We start from the raw sequence: 17,758 nt of genomic DNA on the forward strand, positions 1-17,758 counted from the left end.
GGCGGGCACCAGCCCGGGCCCGCGCCGGCCGCCGCGCCCCAGCAGCCGCCCGCCGCCGCGCAGCCCACCGGCTACCCGCCGCCGGCCGCGCAGTTCGCCCCGTCCGCCCAGCCCGGCCCGGCGGCCCCGCAGCCGTCGGCGGGCCGCCCGTCGGCCCCCGCCGGGCCGCCGCCGATGGAGCCGGACGACGACTACCCGCCGGAGGACCTGTACGACGACGTCCCGGCCCCGCCGCAGCCCCAGGGCGCCTCCGCCGAGGAACTGATCATGCGTGAGCTCGGCGCCACGGTGCTGGAGGAGATCCAGCACGGCGGCTGAGCAGGCGTCGGCAGGACGTAGGCTCGACCCGTCGTCGAGAGTCGACAGGCAGTCAGCCCGGCACCGGCCGGGACGGCACCGCAGATTTCCAGTCAGGAGTGACCGTGTTCCCTGGTGGCGGCCAGCCCAACATGCAGGCCCTGCTCAAGCAGGCGCAGAAGATGCAGGAAGACCTCGCCAAGGCCCAGCAGGAGCTGGCCGCGGCCCGCCTGACCGGCACCGCCGGCGGCGGCCTGGTCGAGGCGACGGTGAGCGGCAACGGCGAGCTGACCGCACTCACCATCGCGCCGGCCGCGGTCGACCCGGAGGACACCGAGACGCTGGCCGACCTGGTGCTGGCCGCGGTCCGCGACGCCGGCGCCGCCGCCCAGAAGCTGCAGGCCGAGCGGATGGGCCCGCTGACCCAGGGCCTGGGCGGCGGGATCCCCGGGCTGCCGTTCTGACGCTCCGCCCGACGGGGGCCGGCGCACCCGGCCCCCGGACCGGCAGGCGAACGCCAAAAGATCAACCCTGAACGTTTGCGGACAACAGCAGGCCGGGAGCTGTGCCCGGGGCCCGGTTCGTTGGATGATGAGGGCGAAGCGACGACCAGCGCGCACGGCGCGACGAGGAAGGCAGAGCGGTGTACGAGGGCGTGGTTCAGGACCTGATCGACGAACTGGGCAGGCTGCCCGGCGTCGGGCCCAAGAGCGCCCAGCGGATCGCCTTCCACATCCTGCAGTCCGATCCGGTGGACGTCCGCCGGCTCGCGCACGCGCTGCTGGAGGTCAAGGAGAAGGTCCGGTTCTGCACGGTCTGCGGCAACGTCGCGGAGGCCGAGCGGTGCCGGGTCTGCCTGGACCCGCGCCGCGACCTCTCGGTGATCTGCGTGGTCGAGGAGTCCAAGGACGTGGTGGCGATCGAGCGGACCCGCGAGTTCCGCGGCCGCTACCACGTGCTGGGCGGGGCGATCAGTCCGATCGAGGGCGTCGGGCCGGACGATCTGCGCATCCGGGAGCTGCTGGCCCGGTTGGCCGACGGCAGCGTCGGCGAGCTGATCCTGGCCACAGACCCCAACCTGGAGGGGGAGGCGACCGCCACCTACCTGGCCCGGCTGTGCAAGCCGATGGGCCTGAAGGTGACCCGACTGGCGAGCGGGCTGCCGGTCGGCGGGGACCTTGAGTACGCCGACGAGGTCACCCTCGGCCGGGCCTTCGAAGGGAGACGACTGCTCGATGTCTGAGAACAGCGCGCACCAGGCGGTGCACAGCCAGGAGCCGGACGACTTCGCGGTGCAGATCGCGGATTCGGTGAAGAGCTTCGTGGTCGCCGTGACCGAGATCGCCAGGGGTGACGAGCCGGGCAGTGCGATCTCGCTGCTGCTCCTGGAGGTCTCCCAGCTGCTGCTGGCCGGCGGCCGGCTCGGCGCGGTCGAGGACGTGCTCCCGGAGGACCGGTTCGAGCCGGACGCCGGCCCGGAGCCGGACGGCGTCGAGCTGCGCGAGCACCTGGCCGAGCTGCTCGCCCCGATCGACGTCTACCACGAGGTCTTCGACCCGTACGGCCCGCCGGAGAAGCCGAGCGCCTTCCGGATCTCGGACGACCTGGCCGGTGTGGTGAGCGACCTGCGGCACGGCCTGACCCACTACGAGGAGGGCCGGATCAGCGAGGCGCTCTGGTGGTGGCAGTACTCCTACCTCTCCAGCTGGGGCTCGACCTGCACCGCGGTGCTGCGCGCGCTGCAGTCGCTGATCGCCCACGTGCGGATGGACAGCCCGATCGGCGCGGTGCCGGACGGCGCGGACACCGACGACGACGGGCTCACCGACGAGCAGCTGGCGGAGCAGGCGGGCGACCTGATGGCGGCGGAACTGGGTCTGTGAACCCCGGGCCGGGCGGAATCCGAAAAAATCTTTCCCGGCAAATTCCGAGCCCGTGCCACCCCCCTGGGCGAAATTCCTTTCGTGCCCGGTCGCACCCGCCCGCAGACCTGCGCGGAGCGGCCGTTCAGAACTCGATATTGCAGTCTCATCATATGAACTACGGCAGACGGGCGGTCCCTGCTCGGTAGACTGACCGGCGACCGCAACCCCCATACCCATGGGGGTCCGGGGGACCGGACGGCGCCACCCCGCGCCGGGCACCACCCCCCGAACACGACTCAGTCGAGGAGCGCACGTGGGCCTTGTCGTGCAGAAGTACGGCGGCTCATCCGTTGCGGATGCCGAGGGCATCAAGCGCGTAGCCCGTCGAATTGTCGACACCAAGAAGGCCGGCCATGAGGTCGTCGTCGTGGTGTCCGCGATGGGCGACACGACGGACGAGCTCATCGAACTCGCCGAGCAGGTTTCCCCGATTCCTGCCGGCCGCGAGTTCGACATGCTGCTGACCGCTGGAGAGCGGATCTCCATGGCCCTGCTGGCGATGGCGATCAAATCCCTGGGACACGAGGCCCAGTCCTTCACGGGCAGCCAGGCCGGTGTGATCACCGACCAGGTCCACAACAAGGCGCGCATCATCGACGTCACGCCCGGCCGGATCCGCTCCGCGCTGGACGAGGGCAACATCGCGATCGTGGCGGGCTTCCAGGGCGTCTCCCAGGTGAGCAAGGACATCACCACCCTGGGCCGGGGCGGCTCGGACACTACCGCGGTGGCGCTCGCCGCCGCGCTGAAGGCCGAGGTCTGCGAGATCTACACCGACGTGGACGGCGTGTTCACCGCCGACCCGCGGGTGGTCAAGAAGGCCCGCAAGATCGACTGGATCGCCTACGAGGACATGCTGGAGCTGGCCTCCTCGGGCTCCAAGGTGCTGCTGGACCGCTGTGTGGAGTACGCGCGGCGCTACAGCATCCCGATCCACGTACGATCGTCGTTCTCCGGTCTGCCGGGGACCATCGTCAGCAACACCAACCCGAACAAGCCCGAAGGGGGCGAGATGGAGCAGGCCATCATCTCCGGAGTCGCCCACGACACGTCCGAGGCGAAGGTCACGGTCGTCGGCGTGCCCGACAAGCCGGGCGAGGCCGCGCGGATCTTCCGGGCGATCGCGGACGCCGAGGTCAACATCGACATGGTGGTGCAGAACGTCTCGGCCGCCGCCACCGGTCTGACCGACATCTCCTTCACCCTGCCCAAGACCGAGGGCCAGAAGGCCATCGACGCGCTGGGCCGGGTCAAGGAGGGCATCGGCTACGAGTCGCTGCGCTACGACGACGCGATCGGCAAGCTCTCGCTGGTCGGCGCCGGCATGAAGTCCAACCCCGGGGTCACCGCGACCTTCTTCGAGGCGCTGGCCGAGGCCGGCGTCAACATCGAGCTGATCTCCACCTCGGAGATCCGGATCTCGGTGGTCACCCGGGCCGAGGACATCCCGGAGGCGGTGCGCGCCGTGCACAGCGCCTTCGGCCTGGACAGCGACACCGACGAGGCCGTGGTCTACGGCGGGACCGGCCGCTGACCCCGCTGCCGACCCCGCCGCCGGGTCCGCCCGCCGTCCGGACCGCCGGACCGGCCGCTGCGGAAGCGACCGTCCGACGACCGATCGGTACGGATACCGAGCACCAAACCGAATGATTTCCGTCCGGAGCCCCCTTCCAGTGGAGGGGGCTCCGTCGCGTGCGGAAGAATGTGGGCCAGGTGGGGCAACCCTGAGGGGGGATCAAGTGTCCAACGGGCGTGACAGACCTGGCGGTGGTGCATGCGGTGGCGGTGGCAGCGCCGACGCGCGTTCGGCGAGCGGCCGCTGAACCACAGATGACCACTTCGGCGACTGATACTTCGGCGGGTGCCAGCGTCGACCTGCTGACCACGACCTACCAGGCGCACTACCGTGCCCTGCTGCGGCTGGCCGCACTGCTCCTCGACGACCTGTCGAGCTGCGAGGACGTGGTGCAGGAGGCGTTCATCCGGGTGCACTCGGCCCGGCGGCGGGTGCGCGAACCGGAGAAGATCCTGGCGTACCTGCGGCAGACCGTGGTTAACCTGTCGCGCAGCACGCTGCGTCGGCGCATCCTCGGGCTGCGCCTGCTGCCCAAGCCCATGCCTGACATGGCCAGTGCGGAGGAGGGCGCCTACGATGCTCTGGAGCGCGACCAACTGAAGACGGCTCTGCAGAGCCTGCAGCGGCGTCAACGTGAGGTGCTGGTGCTGCGTTACTACGCCGATATGACGGAGGCTCAGGTTGCCGAACTGCTCGGGATCTCGGTCGGCGCGGTGAAGGCCTACGGCTCGCGCGGCCTGGCGGCCCTGCGGGTGCTGATGGAGAGCGGCAATGACTGAGTACCGCCGACCGGACGGGACGTCACCCGGCCGGCCCGACGGGCCGGACGACTCGCTCTGGATCGAGCCGACCCCCGCCGCCCCCGAGCCCAGCTGGGGCGAGGAGCAGGCGCTGCGCGCGATGCTGAACCGCGCGGTGGCGGGCGTGCAGCCGGTCACCGACGCGCTGCCGCGGCTGCAGCGGGCGGTGCCGGCCAGACGGGCCCAGCGGCGGCGGGTGCGGGCCGGGGCGGCGGCGGTCACCCTGCTGTGCGCGGTGGGGCTGCCCACGTTGAACGGCCTGGGCGCCTTCCAGCTCTCCGACGGCACCACCAGCACCGGGCCGGTCCCGGCGCTCAGCAGCACCGGCTCGGGCACCGGCAGCGCGCAGTCGCCGAGCAGGGAGCCGGCGGCGCCGGTGCCGGGGCCGGGGCAGGCCCAGCCGGGCAGCACCTCCTCCGGCAGCGCCGGTGCGAGCAGTTCGCCCACCGCGGCCAGTGCCCTCCCGTCCGGGTCGGTCCCGCCCAGCATGCTGCCCTCGCCCACCGCGGTGCCGGACTGCGGCCGCGGCGACCTCGTGGACAGCGGTACCACCGCGGTGGCGCCGGACCCGGCGGGCCGGGTGTCCGGGGTGATCAACGTGCTGAACGGTTCCGGTCACCCGTGCGTGTTGATCGAGGCGGGCGACGTCTACGCGTCGTCCGGCACCGGCTCCTCGATCCAGGTGGTCGCCCACGTGGCGGGCGACCCGGGCAGCCTGATCCCGAACCCGGTCGCGATCTCCCCGCTGCCCAGGCTGATGCCGGCGGGTAGCCGTTACCAGCTGCCCTGGGTCTGGGTCCCGGACCAGAACTGCACGGCCGCCGCGCCCAGCCCGCGGAGCACGGCCAGCCCGGCCGCCAGCGCCGCGGCCTCGCCCGATCCGGCCACCACCGGCGGCGCCAGCCCGTCGTCCCCGCCGTCCAGCCCGTCCCCGAGCCCGCTGCCGACCACCACCATCACCCTGAGCCACCGCCCGCTCTACACCGGCCCGTCGGTGGGCAGCTACACGGTCGGCAACACCTGCCCGGTCGGCAAGGTGTACGTCGACCCGCCACTGGTGGGGCAGTAGCCCCCCGGGGAAGGGCGCTCGGCGCGGGTGGTTACCGTGGTGCTGTGTACCGATTCCTCCTGACTCCGCGCTGGCTCGGCTCCACCGTGCTCGCGCTGGCCGCCATCGCCTGCTGCCTCTGGCTGGGCTCCTGGCAGCTGGGTCGGTTCGAGGCCCGGGTGGGCAGCCACCACACCGGCGCCAAGGCGGCGCCGGGCGGCGCGCCGGTGGCCCTGGACTCGGTGCTGGCCGGCCCCGGCGCGGTGGTCAGCACGGTGACGGTCGGCCGGCCGGTGACCGTGACGGGCAGCTACGACCCGGCGCACCAGCTGCTGGTGCCGGAGCGCACCGTGGACGGCCGCTCCGGCTACTACGTGCTCACCCCGCTGCGCACCGCCGACGGCCGCGCGGTGAGCGTGGTGCGCGGCTGGGCGCCCGGCAGCGCGAGCGGTGCGCGGCCGCCCGCCGCACCCGCCGGCCAGGTCACCCTGACCGGTCGGCTGCAGGCCCCGGAGACCAGCGGCAGCAACGGCGCGGTGGCCGGCGGCCTGCCGGTCGGGCAACTGGGCACGATCAGCCCGGCCACCCTGGTCAACCTGCTGCCGTACCCGGTGTACGACGGCTGGGTGGCCGCCGACGACGTGCCCGCCGGACTGACCGCGGTCCCCACCGCGCAGCCGGACGGCGGCGACGGGCTGACCGCCCGGGCCTTCCAGAACCTCGGCTACACCCTGGAGTGGTTCGTCTTCGCCGGCTTCGTCGGCTTCATGTGGTTCCGGCTGGCCCGCCGCGAGGCGGAGGCGGCGCAGGACCGGGCCCTGGGTCTGGACCCGGCCCCGGCCGCCGGCTGACCCGGGCCGGCTCAGCCCAGGTGCCGCCGGGCGAAGTCGATCTCCAGCCGCAGCTGCTTGATCCGCTCCTCCACCACCAGTGAGCCGTGCCCGGCGTCGTACCGGTACACCTCGTGCGGGACCTTGAGCTCCTCCAGCCGGGCCACGTAGTTCTCGATCTGCCGGATCGGGCAGCGCGGGTCGTTCACCCCGGCGCTGATGTAGACCGGTACCCGCACCCGGTCCACGTAGGTCAGCGGCGAGGAGGCCTGCCAGCGCTCCGGCACCTCCTCGGGGGTGCCGCCGAAGAGGGTGCGGTCCAGCGACTTGAGCGCCTCCATCTCGTCGGCGTAGGCGGTCAGGTAGTCGGCCACCGGCACCGCGGCCAGGCCCAGCGTCCAGTCCCCGGGCTGCACGCCCAGCCCCAGCAGGGTGAGGTAGCCGCCCCAGGAGCCGCCGGAGAGCACCAGCCGCTCCGGGTCGGCCAGTCCGGCGGCCACCGCCCAGGCGCGCACCGCGCCGATGTCCTCCAGCTCGATCAGGCCGACCCGCTCGCGCAGCGCGTCGGTCCAGGCCTGCCCGTAGCCGGTGGAACCGCGGTAGTTGACCCGGACCACCGCGAAGCCGTGGTCCAGCCAGGCGGCCGGCCCGGCCGCGAAGGAGTCGCTGTCGTGGTGGGTCGGGCCGCCGTGCACCTCGAAGACGGTCGGGAACGGTCCCTCGCCCGCCGGGCGCTGCACCAGCGCGTGCACCCGGCCGCCCGGGCCGTCCACCCAGACGTCCTCCACCGGGACCGAGCCGGGCGGCACCGTGCCCGGTGCCCGCAGCACCACGCCGCCGGCCGTCGAGCGGACCGCGGAGGGCTCGGCGGCCGACGACCACAGGTACTCCACCGAGCCGTCCGGGCGGGCGGTGGCGCCGGCCACGGTGCCGCGCGGGGTGTCCAGCCGGGACAGCACGCCGCTCGCCAGGTCGTAGGAGTAGAGCTCGCTGCGCGCCTCGAACTCGTGCTCCACCAACAGGGCGGCGGCGTCCGGCCGCCACTGGGCGGAGACGTCGCCGGGCAGCGGCAGGCCCTGCTCGGTGCGCAGCACCAGCTCGGTCTCGGCGCCGGTCAGCGGGTCCCAGACCATCGGCTCCCAGCGGCCGCGGCGCTGGTGGGCGACGAGCAGCCGGTTGTCGCCCGGCACCGGCGCGAAGCCCAGGCAGGCCAGCCCGCGCGGCTCGTCGTGCCCGGTCACCTCGTCCAGCTCGGCCACCGTGCCGCCGTCCGCGGTGCGCAGCACCCGGATCGCCGAGTGCATCGCGTCGCCGTGCTCGGTGTGGTCGACGGCCAGCAGGGTGCTGTCGTGCGAGAGGTCGCCGACCCCGCCGTACTCGGCGTGCCGGTAGATCTCCTCGGGGGCCGCGGCGCCGGGGCGCAGCAGGTGGAGGGTGGTGCCGTCCTCGTCGGTCGAGCGGCCGACCACCACGGTGCCGTCCCGGCCGAGCGCCAGGCCCGCCTCGTAGGACGGGGCCAGGCCGGGCACGGCCTCCTCGTCCGGCCCGCCGGCGAACGGCTGGCGGCGCCAGACGCCGAACTCGTCGCCGTCGGTGTCGTCGAACCACCAGACCCAGGCGCCGTCGGGGGACAGGGCCGCGTCGGTGGTGCCGTGGGGGCGGTCGGTCACCCGGCGGTGCGTGCCGGTGGTCCGGTCCCAGGCGTACACCTCGAAGGTGCCGGTCGCGTTGGAGACGTACAGCGAACGCTCGGGAGCGTCGTCCGCCCAGTCCGGCAGGGACACCCTCGCGGCCCGGAACCGCTGCTCCCAGGCGGGCACGTCGTTCTTCTCGCTACTCATCCGAGTCACTTTGGCACGGATCGCAGGCACTGCGTCAGGGGGGTGGGGGAGCCGGCCCCCGGGCGGCGGCGTCCGGGAGCCGGCTCCGACCGCCGCCACCAGCGGGTCGGCGTGCCGCGGACCCGCACCCTGGGGCTGATGGTCCGTCAGGTCGCCCGCCGGTCCGCCGGACCGGTCCGCCCGTGCCCTCGGTAGGGTCGACCCATGCTGTACGGGAGGGCACGGGAGCAGGCGGCCGTGGCGGCGCTGCTGGAGCGGGCGGTCGAGGGGCGCAGCGGGGTGCTGGTGCTGCGCGGGGAGCCGGGGATCGGCAAGAGCGCGCTGCTGGAGGAGGCGGCCGCGCGGGCGGGCGGGCGGTTCCGGGTGCTGCGTGCGGGCGGGGTGGAGTCCGAGGCGGACCTGCCGTTCGCCGGGCTGCACCTGCTGCTCGCGCCCGCGCTGGCGAAGCTGCCGGCGCTGCCGGGGCCGCAGCGGCGGGCACTGGAGGCGGCCTTCGGCCTGGCCGAGCCGGCGCCGGGGGCGGCGGGCGGCTCCGCCGACCGGCTGCTGGCCGGGCTCGCGGTGCTCGGGCTGCTGGCCGAACTCGCGCTGGAGCGGCCGCTGCTGTGCCTGGTGGACGACGCGCACTGGCTGGACCGGTCCTCGGCGGACGCGCTGCTGCTGGCCGCCCGGCGGCTGGACCGCGAGGGCGTGGTGCTGCTCTTCGCGGCCCGCGACGGTGAGCACGGCTTCGCCGCGGCCGGGCTGGACGAGCTGCGCCCGGCGCCGCTGGAGCCCGCCGCGGCCGCCGAACTGCTCGGCGAGCGGCTGGCCGGACCGGAGCGGGCCGGACTGCGCTACCGGGTGCTGGCCGAGGCGCAGGGCAACCCGCTGGCGCTGACCGAACTGCCGGCCGCGCTGGACCTGTCCGGCCCGGTCGGTGAGCTGGCGATGACCGAGCGGCTGCGCCGGGCCCTGCTCGGACAGCTGGACCAACTGCCGGCCGGGGCCCGGACGCTGCTGCTGGCGGCCGCCGCCGAGGAGCGCGGCGAGCCGGGGACGGTGCAGCGGGCCGCCGCCGAGCTGGGCGCCGATCCCGCCGAGGCCGCCGCTGCCGAGCGGTCCGGCGTGCTGCGCCGGGACGGCCGCGGGCGGCTGGCGTTCCGTCACCCGCTGCTGCGCCGGGCGGTGCTGGACCAGGCCGGGCCGGAGCGGGTGCGCGCGGTGCACCGGGTGCTGGGCGCGCTGCTGCGGGCCGACGGCGACCGGGAGCGGGGCGACCGGCACTTGGCGCTGGCGGCGGACGGGCCGGACGAGGAGCTGGCCAGGGCCCTGGAACTGGCCGGTCGGCGGGCCACCGCCCGGGCCGGCCACGCGGGGGCCTGCGCCGCCTACGAGCGGGCCGCCGCGCTCTCGCCGGACCGGGCCGGGCGGGCCGCCCGGCTGCTGCTCGCCGCCGAGGCCGCGCTGGACGCCGCCCAGGCCGACCGGGCCGCCGACCTGGCCGAGCGGGCCGCCGACTCGGTCGAGGAGCCGGTGCAGCGGGCGGTGCTGGACTGGGTCCGGGCCACCGCCGCGTTCTGGCGCGGCGACTGCCCCGAGGCGTACCGGCTGCTGCTGCTGGCCGCCGGGCGCGGGATCGAGCCGGAGCTGGTCGCGCGGGCGCTGCTGCTGGGCTTCCACGCCGCCTGGTACCTGGGCGAGGAGCAGGTGGCCGAGGTGCTGGACCGGCTGGCCGCGCTCCGGCTGCCCGCCGGGGACGCGGTGGTGCCGCTGGTGGCGCAGCTGACCGCGGCGGCGCGGCCGGCGCTGAGCGGTCCGTGGACCGGTCCGCGACCGGGCCCGCTGGCGGGGGCGGCCCGGTCGGCCCGGGCGGCGGGGGCCCAGTCCCCGCGCGACCTGGTGCAGTTGTGCGGGGCGGGCCTGGTGGACGGGCGCGACGAGCAGACCCTGGCCCTGGCGGTGGACCTGGTCGCCGAGGCGCGCGCGGCGGGCGCGGTGGGCTCGCTGCCCACGCTGCTCTTCTTCCTGGCCGAGGCCGAGTTGTTCCACGGCCGGCACCGGGCGGCCGAACTGGCCGCCGCCGAGGGGCTGGGGCTGGCCCGGGACCTCGGTCAACCGCAGTGGGAGAGCCAGTTGGCCGCCTTCGACGCCTACCTGGCCGCGCTCTGCGGCGACGCCGGGCGGGTCGGTCGCCGGGTGGCCGAGGCCACCGCGGAGAGCACCTGGGCCCGCGGCGCCCGCTGGGCGGCCGGCAGCTCCTGGTCGCAGTGGGCGCTGGCCGCGCACGACCTGGCGCAGGGGCGGGCGGCCGAGGTGGTGGACCGGCTGGCCGCGCACACCGCCGGACCGCACCGGCACCACGTGTCGGCGGTGCGCACGGTGCCCGACCTGGTCGAGGCCGCGGTGCGGCTGGGCCGGCCGGAGCGGGCCGAGGAGGCCTTCGAGCGGTTCGCGCGGTGGACCGAGCGGTCCGGCGGACCGGCCTGGAGCCGGGCCCTGGTGCTGCGCTGCCAGGCCCTGCTGGGCCCGCCGGAGCTGGCCGAGTCGGGCTACCTGGCCGCACTGGAGCTGCACCGGCAGGTCGACCGGCCGTTCGAGCTGGCCCGCACCGAGCTGCTGTTCGGCGAGTGGCTGCGGCGCGGCAAGCGGCGCACCGAGGCCCGGGCCCGACTGCGGTCGGCGCTGGAGGTCTTCGAGCGGCTCGGCGCCGCGCCCTGGGCCGAGCGGGCCCGCACCGAGCTGGCGGCGGCCGGTGACGCGGTGCCGGTGGCGCAGGCCGCCGGGCCGCTGGCGGGGCTGACCCCGCAGGAGGAGCAGATCGCCCGGCTGGCGGCCCGCGGGCTGTCCAACCGGGAGATCGCCGCCCAGCTCTTCCTCAGCCCGCGCACGGTGGGGCACCACCTGTACAAGGCCTATCCGAAGCTGGGCATCTCCTCGCGCGGCGAACTGGCCGGGCTGGTCGGCTGACCGGCCCGGCCGGGCGGCGCACCGGGGTCAGCGGACCGGCAGCACCTGGGTGTGCTCGGCGCGGACCGCCTGCAGCTGCTGCGGGTTCAGGCCCAGCAGCTTCAGGATGGTGGGCGCGATCTGCTTGGTCTCGACCGGGGCGGAGTCGCGCACGTGGTCCGGGGTGCCGGCGCCGGAGACGACCAGCGGCACGTCCAGGTCGTCCGCGTGGCCGCCGCCGTGCTCGGCCACCTTGCCGTGCCCGCCGGTGTACACCACGCCGTACTGCGCGACGCCGAAGACGTCCGGCACCCGGGCGTCGCCCGGCTTGACGCCGAAGAAGCCGGCCGCGGCCGCACCGGCGTAGACCTTGCTCAGGCCGGCGGCGGTGAAGGCCTTCGGCGCGCCCTTGATGTCGTTGCCGGTGCCGTTCTGGGCCAGCAGGTAGTTCTTGGCGAACTCGGTCGCGGCGGCGGACCGGTCGTTCAGCCAGAGCAGCACCGCGTCGTCGTCCACCGCGTGCGCGACCAGGTCGCCGGCGCCCGGGTGGGCCTTCTTCCAGGCGGCGTTCAGGCCGTCCAGCAGCGGGCCGTCGTCGATCCGGGTGAGCGCCTGCGGGTCGGTGGGCGACTGGCCGTGCTTGGCCGACAGGATCACCGTGGTGCTCCGGTCCAGGTGCTCCTTGCGCAGCTCGGCGGTGAGCGCGCCGACCTGCTGGTTCACGTAGTCCAGCGCGCCGGCCAGCAGCGGGCTCGGCACGTCCTTGGCGACGTAGCCGCCGGTCTCGCCGTCCGACGCGGGCAGCTTCTGCGCGGTGGAGACGGACTGCAGGTTCAGGCCGAGGATGGCCGGGGTGCCGGTGCGGGTGGTCCGGGCGTGGTCGTAGCCGTCGATCTCGTTGAGGACGGCCTGCACCTTGTAGCTGTCGTACTGCTGGGTGGCCTTGTTGTCCTTGGTCCAGTCGTCACCGGCCGGGTAGCCGATCGCGTCGGAGTTGATCTCCGGCGTGAACAGGTCGTCGATCCCCTGGCCCGACGGGCCGTTGAGGATGTCGTAGGCGGCGTGCTTGTCCGACCACGCGGTGCGCAGGCCGGCCTGGTGGGCCACCTCGAAGACGGTGTTGGTCTGCAGGTAGCTGTGCGGGGAGACCGGCTGGCAGGTGCGCGGGTCGACCGGGAGCTTGGCCGGGTTCAGCAGGGTCTGCGGCCGCCCCGTCATCTGCAGGATCGAGCCGGGCAGGCCGGTCAGGCCCTGGCCCGCGTCGATCGAGGCCTGGTTCTTGTCCAGGTCCTCGGTGAAGTCGACCTCGACGCCGGGCTTGGCACCCTTGCAGTCGGTGGTGCCGGCGGGCAGCAGCGCGGCGTTGTAGCTGTCGTCGTAGTAGACGCCGGTGGTGCCGGGGCCGCCGCCGGTGACCTGGGCGACCATGCCCGGGAACGAGTCCGAGGGGTTGGTGGTCCTGGCGTCGGTGTACTCGACGCCGCCGCCGACCAGGCGGGCCAGCGCCGACTGCGGGTGCTGGGCGATGTACCAGCTCAGGTCCGACTGGTGCAGGCCGTCGACCGAGATCAGCAGCACGTGCTTGGCCGCGCCGTGCTGGCGGCCCGCGAAGTCGTTGTCGGCGGCGTAGGCCTGGGCGAGCGAGCCGGCGGCCAGCAGTCCGGTGGCGCTGAGGACGGCGGCGAGGCGGACGGAGCGTCGGGTCACGTCTTCTCCTGTACTCATGACACGAGCAGTGAATTGCTCGCGACATGAGTAGTTGCCGCCGGTGTACCGGGGAGGACGGGCGGATGAACCCTCGGCGAAGCGTCAGCGGTTGCGCAACTATTTTAATCTGACTGTGCGTCAGCCCAATTCCGGCCTCGTGCAAGGCTGTACAGACATCTTCGCGGACACGTTCGACCGCTCAGCGCGACGCCCGGTGCGTCGCGGTGTGGCCCGCGCACGGTCGCGCGCTCCGGGCGGCGGTGAGCTGGCGGACCAGCTGGTGGAGCGAGACGACCGCCGTCAGCGGGGGCAGCCCGGCGACCACGACGCTGGCGACCGTCCAGGAGACGTCCGCCACGCACAGGCCGGTCGCCAGGCTGGAGAAGACCACCACCACGACCCAGGAGTGGACCGGCGGGCGGCCGTGCAGGGCGGCCCGCAGGACCGACAGGCAGCCCGCGAGCCACGGTCCGTAGACCACCACCGGCCACAGCTGCGACAGTCCGCGCGGCACCCGGGAGAGGGCCAGGTCCCGCAGCGGGTCGTAGGAGAGCGCCCAGCCGAGCGCGCAGACCGCGGTGACCGTCACCGCGGTCAGTGCGCCGAACATCGAGCTGACCAGGGCGGGCCAGGGCGGCGCGGTGAACCGGGACCGCCGCCGGTGCCGGGAGGCCGCCGGCGCCGGCCGGGCCGGGGCGTCCCGGGCCGGGTCCGGCCGGTCGAGCGGGGCGCGGGGCGGGTGCGGCGGGTGCGGTGCGGGCCATGGGTCCTCGTCGACCGCCCAGGAGGTGTCGACCCGGTACAGCCCGAGCGGGTCGGTCATCCCGTCGTACATCGCGCGCCCCCCGCCCGGTCGTTCGGCTGCGGCTCGATCCGGGCGGTGAACTCGCCCTCCAGTTGGCGGATCTGACGCAGGAAGTCGGCCAGCAGGCGCGAGGTGTGCCGCAGCACGACCCGCCGGCCGTTGCAGGCCAGGTAGCCGGTGTGCACGTCGCCCGCGGGATTGCGGCGGTCGGGGACGAAGAGCCAGCCCCCGACCGTGGTGACCGGCTCCCGGGCGGGCGGTGACGGGGCATTCGGGTGACAGGTTGAGATCACGGTTCATCAAACGAAGGAGCGGCGAGCCGGTTTCTGGCTGCCCCGGGTTTCGTTCAATATTGGATACCCTGGGCGCTCCTGAAATTACCCAGGGGTGGCGCGGGGGGTGGGTGTTCCGGAGAATGCCGGACCGCGCCGCCGGAAATTCCCGGCGGCGCCGGGTAGTCCCATATTCCGTATCGGGCGTGCTTAACGAAATTCCCCATCGGGGCAGGTGGGGCGAACCGTTTCTGCTCTTCGATCTTCCGGATGGCGTGCTATATTTCCCACTTGCCTTTGGCATATGCGATCAGGCTGCGGAGAATCCGGCACCGACCACGGGGAGGTCTCTTGCTCAGCTGGGAAGAATATCTTGAGGCGCTCGGGCTCCATCGGCGGGGATGGTCCCTGGTGAGGATTTCCAGACACCTCGGGCGCGATCGGAAGACGCTGAGATCGTACCTCACCGGAAAGCGGAGTCCGGGAATCCGAAGTCCTTACCGGGACGGCTTTCTCCCGTTCCTGCCGTACTGCCGCCAGCGCCTGGTGGAGGACCCGCACCTGTCCGGGACCGTCCTGTTCACCGAGATCGCCGGCCTCGGCTACGCGCGGAGCTACTCGACCTTCACCCGCGCGTTGCGCAAGCACCGGCTCCGGCCGCCCTGCCGGCAGTGCCAGGGGGTCCGGCCGACCGGCGGCGGCCGGACCGCGCCGCCCGGTGCCGAGCCGATCCGGTTCGACTGGCTGACGCTGCCCGACCCGCCCGCGCACTGGGGCCGCGGCGCCCAGGCCCACCTGCTGCTGGGGTCGGTCGGGCGCTCCGGCCGCTGGCGCGGCGTGCTGGCGGAGGGTGCGGACCTGCCGCGGATCGTCGAGGCCATGGACCGGGTGCTGCGACGGCTGGGCGGCACGGCCGAGTGCTGGTGCCTCGACCGGATGCCCGCCGCCTGCCGCGGCGGGAGCAACCGGCCCACGTCGGCGCTGCGGCAGGTGGCCAGGTACTACGGCGCGCGCATCGAACCCGACCCGCCGGACGACCACCGGTCCCGGTCGCCCGAGCGCGTCCAGCAGGCGGCCCGGTCCTGGTGGGGCGAGGTGGCGCGCGGCAGCACCGTGCACGAGGCGCAGGCCAGCCTCGACCGGCTCGCCGCGCGGATGGACGACGCCGGACCGGCGGCCGACCCGGCGGGTGCCGCCGGCGCACCGCTCCCGGTCGCCGAGACCCTGCGCGCGCTGCCCCCGGTGCCGTTCCCGATCTGGGTCCGCGCCCGGCGCACCGTCGGCGACCGCGGCCTGGTGCCCTTCGACGGCAACCTCTACGCCGTGCCGGGCCACTTGGCCGGCGCCGTGCTGGAGGCCCGCCGGCGCCTCGACCAGTCGTACCTGTTCCTCGCGACGACGGCCGGCGCCGTCATCGCCCGCTACGCCCTCGCCCCCGCCGGTGCCGGGCTGACGGTCGACGAGCGCAGCAGGTCCACCGTCGTCCTGGAGCGGACCCCGACCACCGCCCGCCCCGATCTCCCGCCCTGCCGCCGGAACACGCCGCGCCCGCCGTCCGAGGCGGCGCTGGCCCAGGCGGAGCTGCTGCGCGCCCGGCCCGTGCCGCCGAGCGCCTGCGGGCTGCGGGACGACCGGGTCGGTCCGGTGGAGCGGGTGCCGCCGCCGCGGCAGCCGGCCCACGACAGCGACGGCTGAAGCGGGTGCACCGGGCTGCGTGACGGCGGGTCAGCGGGCCGTCCGGGCCCGTGGCGGGGGCCGACCGCCGGCCGGTCGCGGTCGCGCCGACCGCCGCGGGCCGGCCCGACCGCCGGGCGCCGCCCGCCCCGACCTGACGCCGCGGCACGTGGGCATACGTCAGAGGCCCTGCCGGATCTCTCCGGCAGGGCCTCTGACCTGGGTCGGGGTAGCGGGATTTGAACCCACGGCCTCTTCGTCCCGAACGAAGCGCGCTACCAAGCTGCGCTATACCCCGGTCCTGCGTTTGTCGCTCCGTCTCCTTCGCGACGAGTAGAACTCTACCCGACGCCGGTCAGGAGACGAAATCCGGTTATCGGGAGCGGGGCGTCAGGGTCATCAGGGTGGCCTCGGGGAAGCAGGCGAAGCGCACCGGGGTGTACCGGTTGGTGCCGCAGCCGGCCGAGACGTGCAGGTAGGACTCCTTGCCGCCGGCGCGGTGGGTGGAGAGTCCCTTGACCCGCTTGGCGTCCAGGTCGCAGTTGGTGACCAGGGCGCCGTAGAAGGGGACGCAGAGCTGGCCGCCGTGTGTGTGCCCGGCCAGCACCAGCGGGTAGCCGTCGGCGGTGAAGGCGTCCAGGCTGCGCAGGTAGGGGGCGTGCACCACGCCGACGGACAGGTCCGCGTCGGCGGACGGGCCGCCGGCCACCGCGGCGTACCGGTCGCGGCGGATGTGCGGGTCGTCCAGGCCGGTGAACTCCACGTCCAGCCCGGCCAGGGTCAGCCGGCCGCGGGTGTTGTTCAGGTCCAGCCAGCCGGCCGCGTCGAAGCCGTCGCGCAGCTTCTCCCACGGGTTGTGGACCGCGCCGGTGATGCCGGCCCGACCGCTGCCGTCGGCGTTGTTCAGGCCGTGGTTCCCGCTGGCCAGCGCCTTGAGGTAGCGGGTCGGGCTCTTGCGGGCGGGGCCGTAGTAGTCGTTGGAGCCGAAGACGTAGACCCCGGGGAACTCCATCAGCGGTCCGAGCGCGTCCAGCGTGGCCGGCACGCCGAGCGGGTCGGAGAGGTTGTCGCCGGTGTTCACCACCAGGTCCGGGCGCAGCCCGGCCAGACTCCGCAGCCAGCGCTGCTTCTTCCCCTGTCCGGTCACCATGTGGATGTCCGAGACCTGCAGGACGCGCAGCGGCCGGGCGCCGGTCGGCAGCACCGGGATCTCGACCCGGCGCAGCCGGAAGGCACGGACCTCGTAGCCGGCGGAGTAGGCGAGGCCGGCGGCACCGGTGGCGGCGATGGCGAGCGGGACGGAGTACAGCTTTCGCATCGGTCCATGGTCGCAGACCGGTCCGGCCCGGAGGAACCGGGTGCTGCTCCGGCCGTCTGACGGCCGGTCGGACGCCCGGCACTGCGTGCGGTCCCGGTGGCGGCGGCCCGCCCCGGGGCCGCCGGGCCGGGGTGTCGAGGGCGATATTGGGCGGCGCCGGTCGGCACCGGGTGACAGACTCGTCGCCATGACAACGCTCAAGGAGCGGCTGCGGGACGACCTGACGGCCGCGATCAAGGCTCGGGACGAGCTGCGCTCGTCGACGCTCCGGCTCACCCTGGCCGCCCTCACCGCGGCCGAGGTGGCCGGCAAGGAGAAGCGGGAGCTTTCCGACGAGGAGGTCCGCGTGGTGCTGCAGGGGGAGGCGAAGAAGCGGCGGGACGCCGCGGACGCCTTCGACGGCGCCGGCCGGGCCGATCAGGCCGAGCGGGAGCGGGCCGAGGGCGCGGTGCTCGCCGAGTACCTGCCGCAGCAGCTCAGCGACGAGGAACTGGCCGCGATCGTCGACGCGGCCGTCGCCGAGAGCGGCGCGACCGGGCCGCAGGGCATGGGCGCCGTGATGAAGCTGGTCCGGCCGAAGGTGGCCGGTGTGGCCGAGGGCGGCCGGGTGGCGGCCGCGGTGAAGGCGGCCCTGTCCCGGTAGCCGCGGGCCTTCCGCCCGGCACGGACGACGCAGCGGCCCGGCACCCCCCCCCGGGGCCGGGGCCCCGGGCGGGGGGACAGTGTGTGGCGGGCGT

Annotated in this window: 15 protein-coding genes, 1 tRNA gene and 1 pseudogene; 11 read left to right on the top strand and 6 right to left on the bottom strand. The window is 74.6% G+C overall.

The genetic code is table 11. From position 1 onward, the window contains the following. The 8 genes and pseudogenes from ACFW1A_RS25450 to ACFW1A_RS25485 form a co-directional block, all read left to right on the top strand. Window positions 1-318, top strand: a pseudogene (locus tag ACFW1A_RS25450) (DNA polymerase III subunit gamma and tau); the annotation flags it as partial. Window positions 319-422: 104 nt separating this feature from the next. Then, window positions 423-761, top strand: a complete 339-nt coding sequence (locus ACFW1A_RS25455; protein ID WP_380412173.1) for a YbaB/EbfC family nucleoid-associated protein — start codon at window positions 423-425, stop codon at window positions 759-761. A gap of 179 nt (window positions 762-940) precedes the next feature. Next, the gene (recR, locus tag ACFW1A_RS25460; RefSeq protein ID WP_380412176.1) at window positions 941-1,540 is read left to right on the top strand and encodes a recombination mediator RecR; all 600 of its coding nucleotides are present in this window, start codon (window positions 941-943) and stop codon (window positions 1,538-1,540) included. Continuing rightward, the gene (locus ACFW1A_RS25465) at window positions 1,533-2,180 is read left to right on the top strand and encodes a DUF5063 domain-containing protein (protein ID WP_380412179.1); all 648 of its coding nucleotides are present in this window, start codon (window positions 1,533-1,535) and stop codon (window positions 2,178-2,180) included. Before recR ends, ACFW1A_RS25465 begins: the two co-directional genes overlap by 8 nt. A gap of 295 nt (window positions 2,181-2,475) precedes the next feature. Continuing rightward, the gene (locus ACFW1A_RS25470) at window positions 2,476-3,756 is read left to right on the top strand and encodes an aspartate kinase (RefSeq protein ID WP_380412182.1); all 1,281 of its coding nucleotides are present in this window, start codon (window positions 2,476-2,478) and stop codon (window positions 3,754-3,756) included. Window positions 3,757-4,052: 296 nt separating this feature from the next. Next, complete coding sequence (locus ACFW1A_RS25475; protein ID WP_380412216.1) at window positions 4,053-4,577, top strand: SigE family RNA polymerase sigma factor; 525 nt, start codon at window positions 4,053-4,055, stop codon at window positions 4,575-4,577. Then, a complete protein-coding gene (locus ACFW1A_RS25480) occupies window positions 4,570-5,667 on the top strand; it encodes a hypothetical protein (RefSeq protein WP_380412185.1) in 1,098 nt (365 codons plus the stop codon). Before ACFW1A_RS25475 ends, ACFW1A_RS25480 begins: the two co-directional genes overlap by 8 nt. 44 nt (window positions 5,668-5,711) lie before the next feature. Beyond that, a complete protein-coding gene (locus ACFW1A_RS25485) occupies window positions 5,712-6,497 on the top strand; it encodes an SURF1 family protein (protein ID WP_380412188.1) in 786 nt (261 codons plus the stop codon). Between the two features lie 11 nt (window positions 6,498-6,508). On the opposite strand, the gene ACFW1A_RS25490 is transcribed toward ACFW1A_RS25485, so the two are convergent. After that, window positions 6,509-8,317 carry a S9 family peptidase gene (locus ACFW1A_RS25490; protein WP_380412191.1) on the bottom strand — a complete coding sequence of 603 codons (1,809 nt, stop codon included), beginning with the start codon at window positions 8,315-8,317 and terminating at the stop codon, window positions 6,509-6,511. Window positions 8,318-8,521: 204 nt separating this feature from the next. Between ACFW1A_RS25490 and ACFW1A_RS25495 the strand changes: the two genes are divergently transcribed. Continuing rightward, complete coding sequence (locus tag ACFW1A_RS25495) at window positions 8,522-11,266, top strand: AAA family ATPase (protein WP_380412194.1); 2,745 nt, start codon at window positions 8,522-8,524, stop codon at window positions 11,264-11,266. Between the two features lie 27 nt (window positions 11,267-11,293). On the opposite strand, the gene ACFW1A_RS25500 is transcribed toward ACFW1A_RS25495, so the two are convergent. From ACFW1A_RS25500 to ACFW1A_RS25510, 3 genes are all read right to left on the bottom strand, one after another. Next, complete coding sequence (locus ACFW1A_RS25500) at window positions 11,294-12,952, bottom strand: alkaline phosphatase family protein (protein WP_380412197.1); 1,659 nt, start codon at window positions 12,950-12,952, stop codon at window positions 11,294-11,296. A gap of 199 nt (window positions 12,953-13,151) precedes the next feature. Further along, window positions 13,152-13,787 carry a DUF2637 domain-containing protein gene (locus tag ACFW1A_RS25505; RefSeq protein WP_380412201.1) on the bottom strand — a complete coding sequence of 212 codons (636 nt, stop codon included), beginning with the start codon at window positions 13,785-13,787 and terminating at the stop codon, window positions 13,152-13,154. After that, window positions 13,772-14,050, bottom strand: coding sequence for a hypothetical protein (locus tag ACFW1A_RS25510; RefSeq protein WP_380412204.1), 279 nt, complete (start codon window positions 14,048-14,050; stop codon window positions 13,772-13,774). Before ACFW1A_RS25510 ends, ACFW1A_RS25505 begins: the two co-directional genes overlap by 16 nt. Before the next feature lie 525 nt (window positions 14,051-14,575). Here ACFW1A_RS25510 and ACFW1A_RS25515 point away from each other — a divergent pair. Continuing rightward, the gene (locus ACFW1A_RS25515; RefSeq protein WP_380412207.1) at window positions 14,576-15,724 is read left to right on the top strand and encodes an IS21 family transposase; all 1,149 of its coding nucleotides are present in this window, start codon (window positions 14,576-14,578) and stop codon (window positions 15,722-15,724) included. Window positions 15,725-15,927: 203 nt separating this feature from the next. Here the strand turns inward: ACFW1A_RS25515 and ACFW1A_RS25520 are convergent. Together ACFW1A_RS25520 and ACFW1A_RS25525 are read right to left on the bottom strand one after the other, a co-directional pair. After that, a tRNA-Pro gene (locus tag ACFW1A_RS25520) sits at window positions 15,928-16,001 on the bottom strand. A 75-nt stretch (window positions 16,002-16,076) separates the two neighbouring features. Beyond that, window positions 16,077-17,021, bottom strand: coding sequence for a metallophosphoesterase (locus tag ACFW1A_RS25525; RefSeq protein ID WP_380412210.1), 945 nt, complete (start codon window positions 17,019-17,021; stop codon window positions 16,077-16,079). 187 nt (window positions 17,022-17,208) lie between these two features. Here ACFW1A_RS25525 and ACFW1A_RS25530 point away from each other — a divergent pair, with 187 nt between their 5' ends. Further along, on the top strand, window positions 17,209-17,664 hold the full coding sequence (locus ACFW1A_RS25530; protein ID WP_380412213.1) for a GatB/YqeY domain-containing protein: 456 nt from the start codon (window positions 17,209-17,211) through the stop codon (window positions 17,662-17,664). Window positions 17,665-17,758: the final 94 nt, after the last annotated feature.

This window comes from Kitasatospora sp. NPDC058965, assembly GCF_042741245.1.
Lineage (GTDB): Bacteria > Actinomycetota > Actinomycetes > Streptomycetales > Streptomycetaceae > Kitasatospora.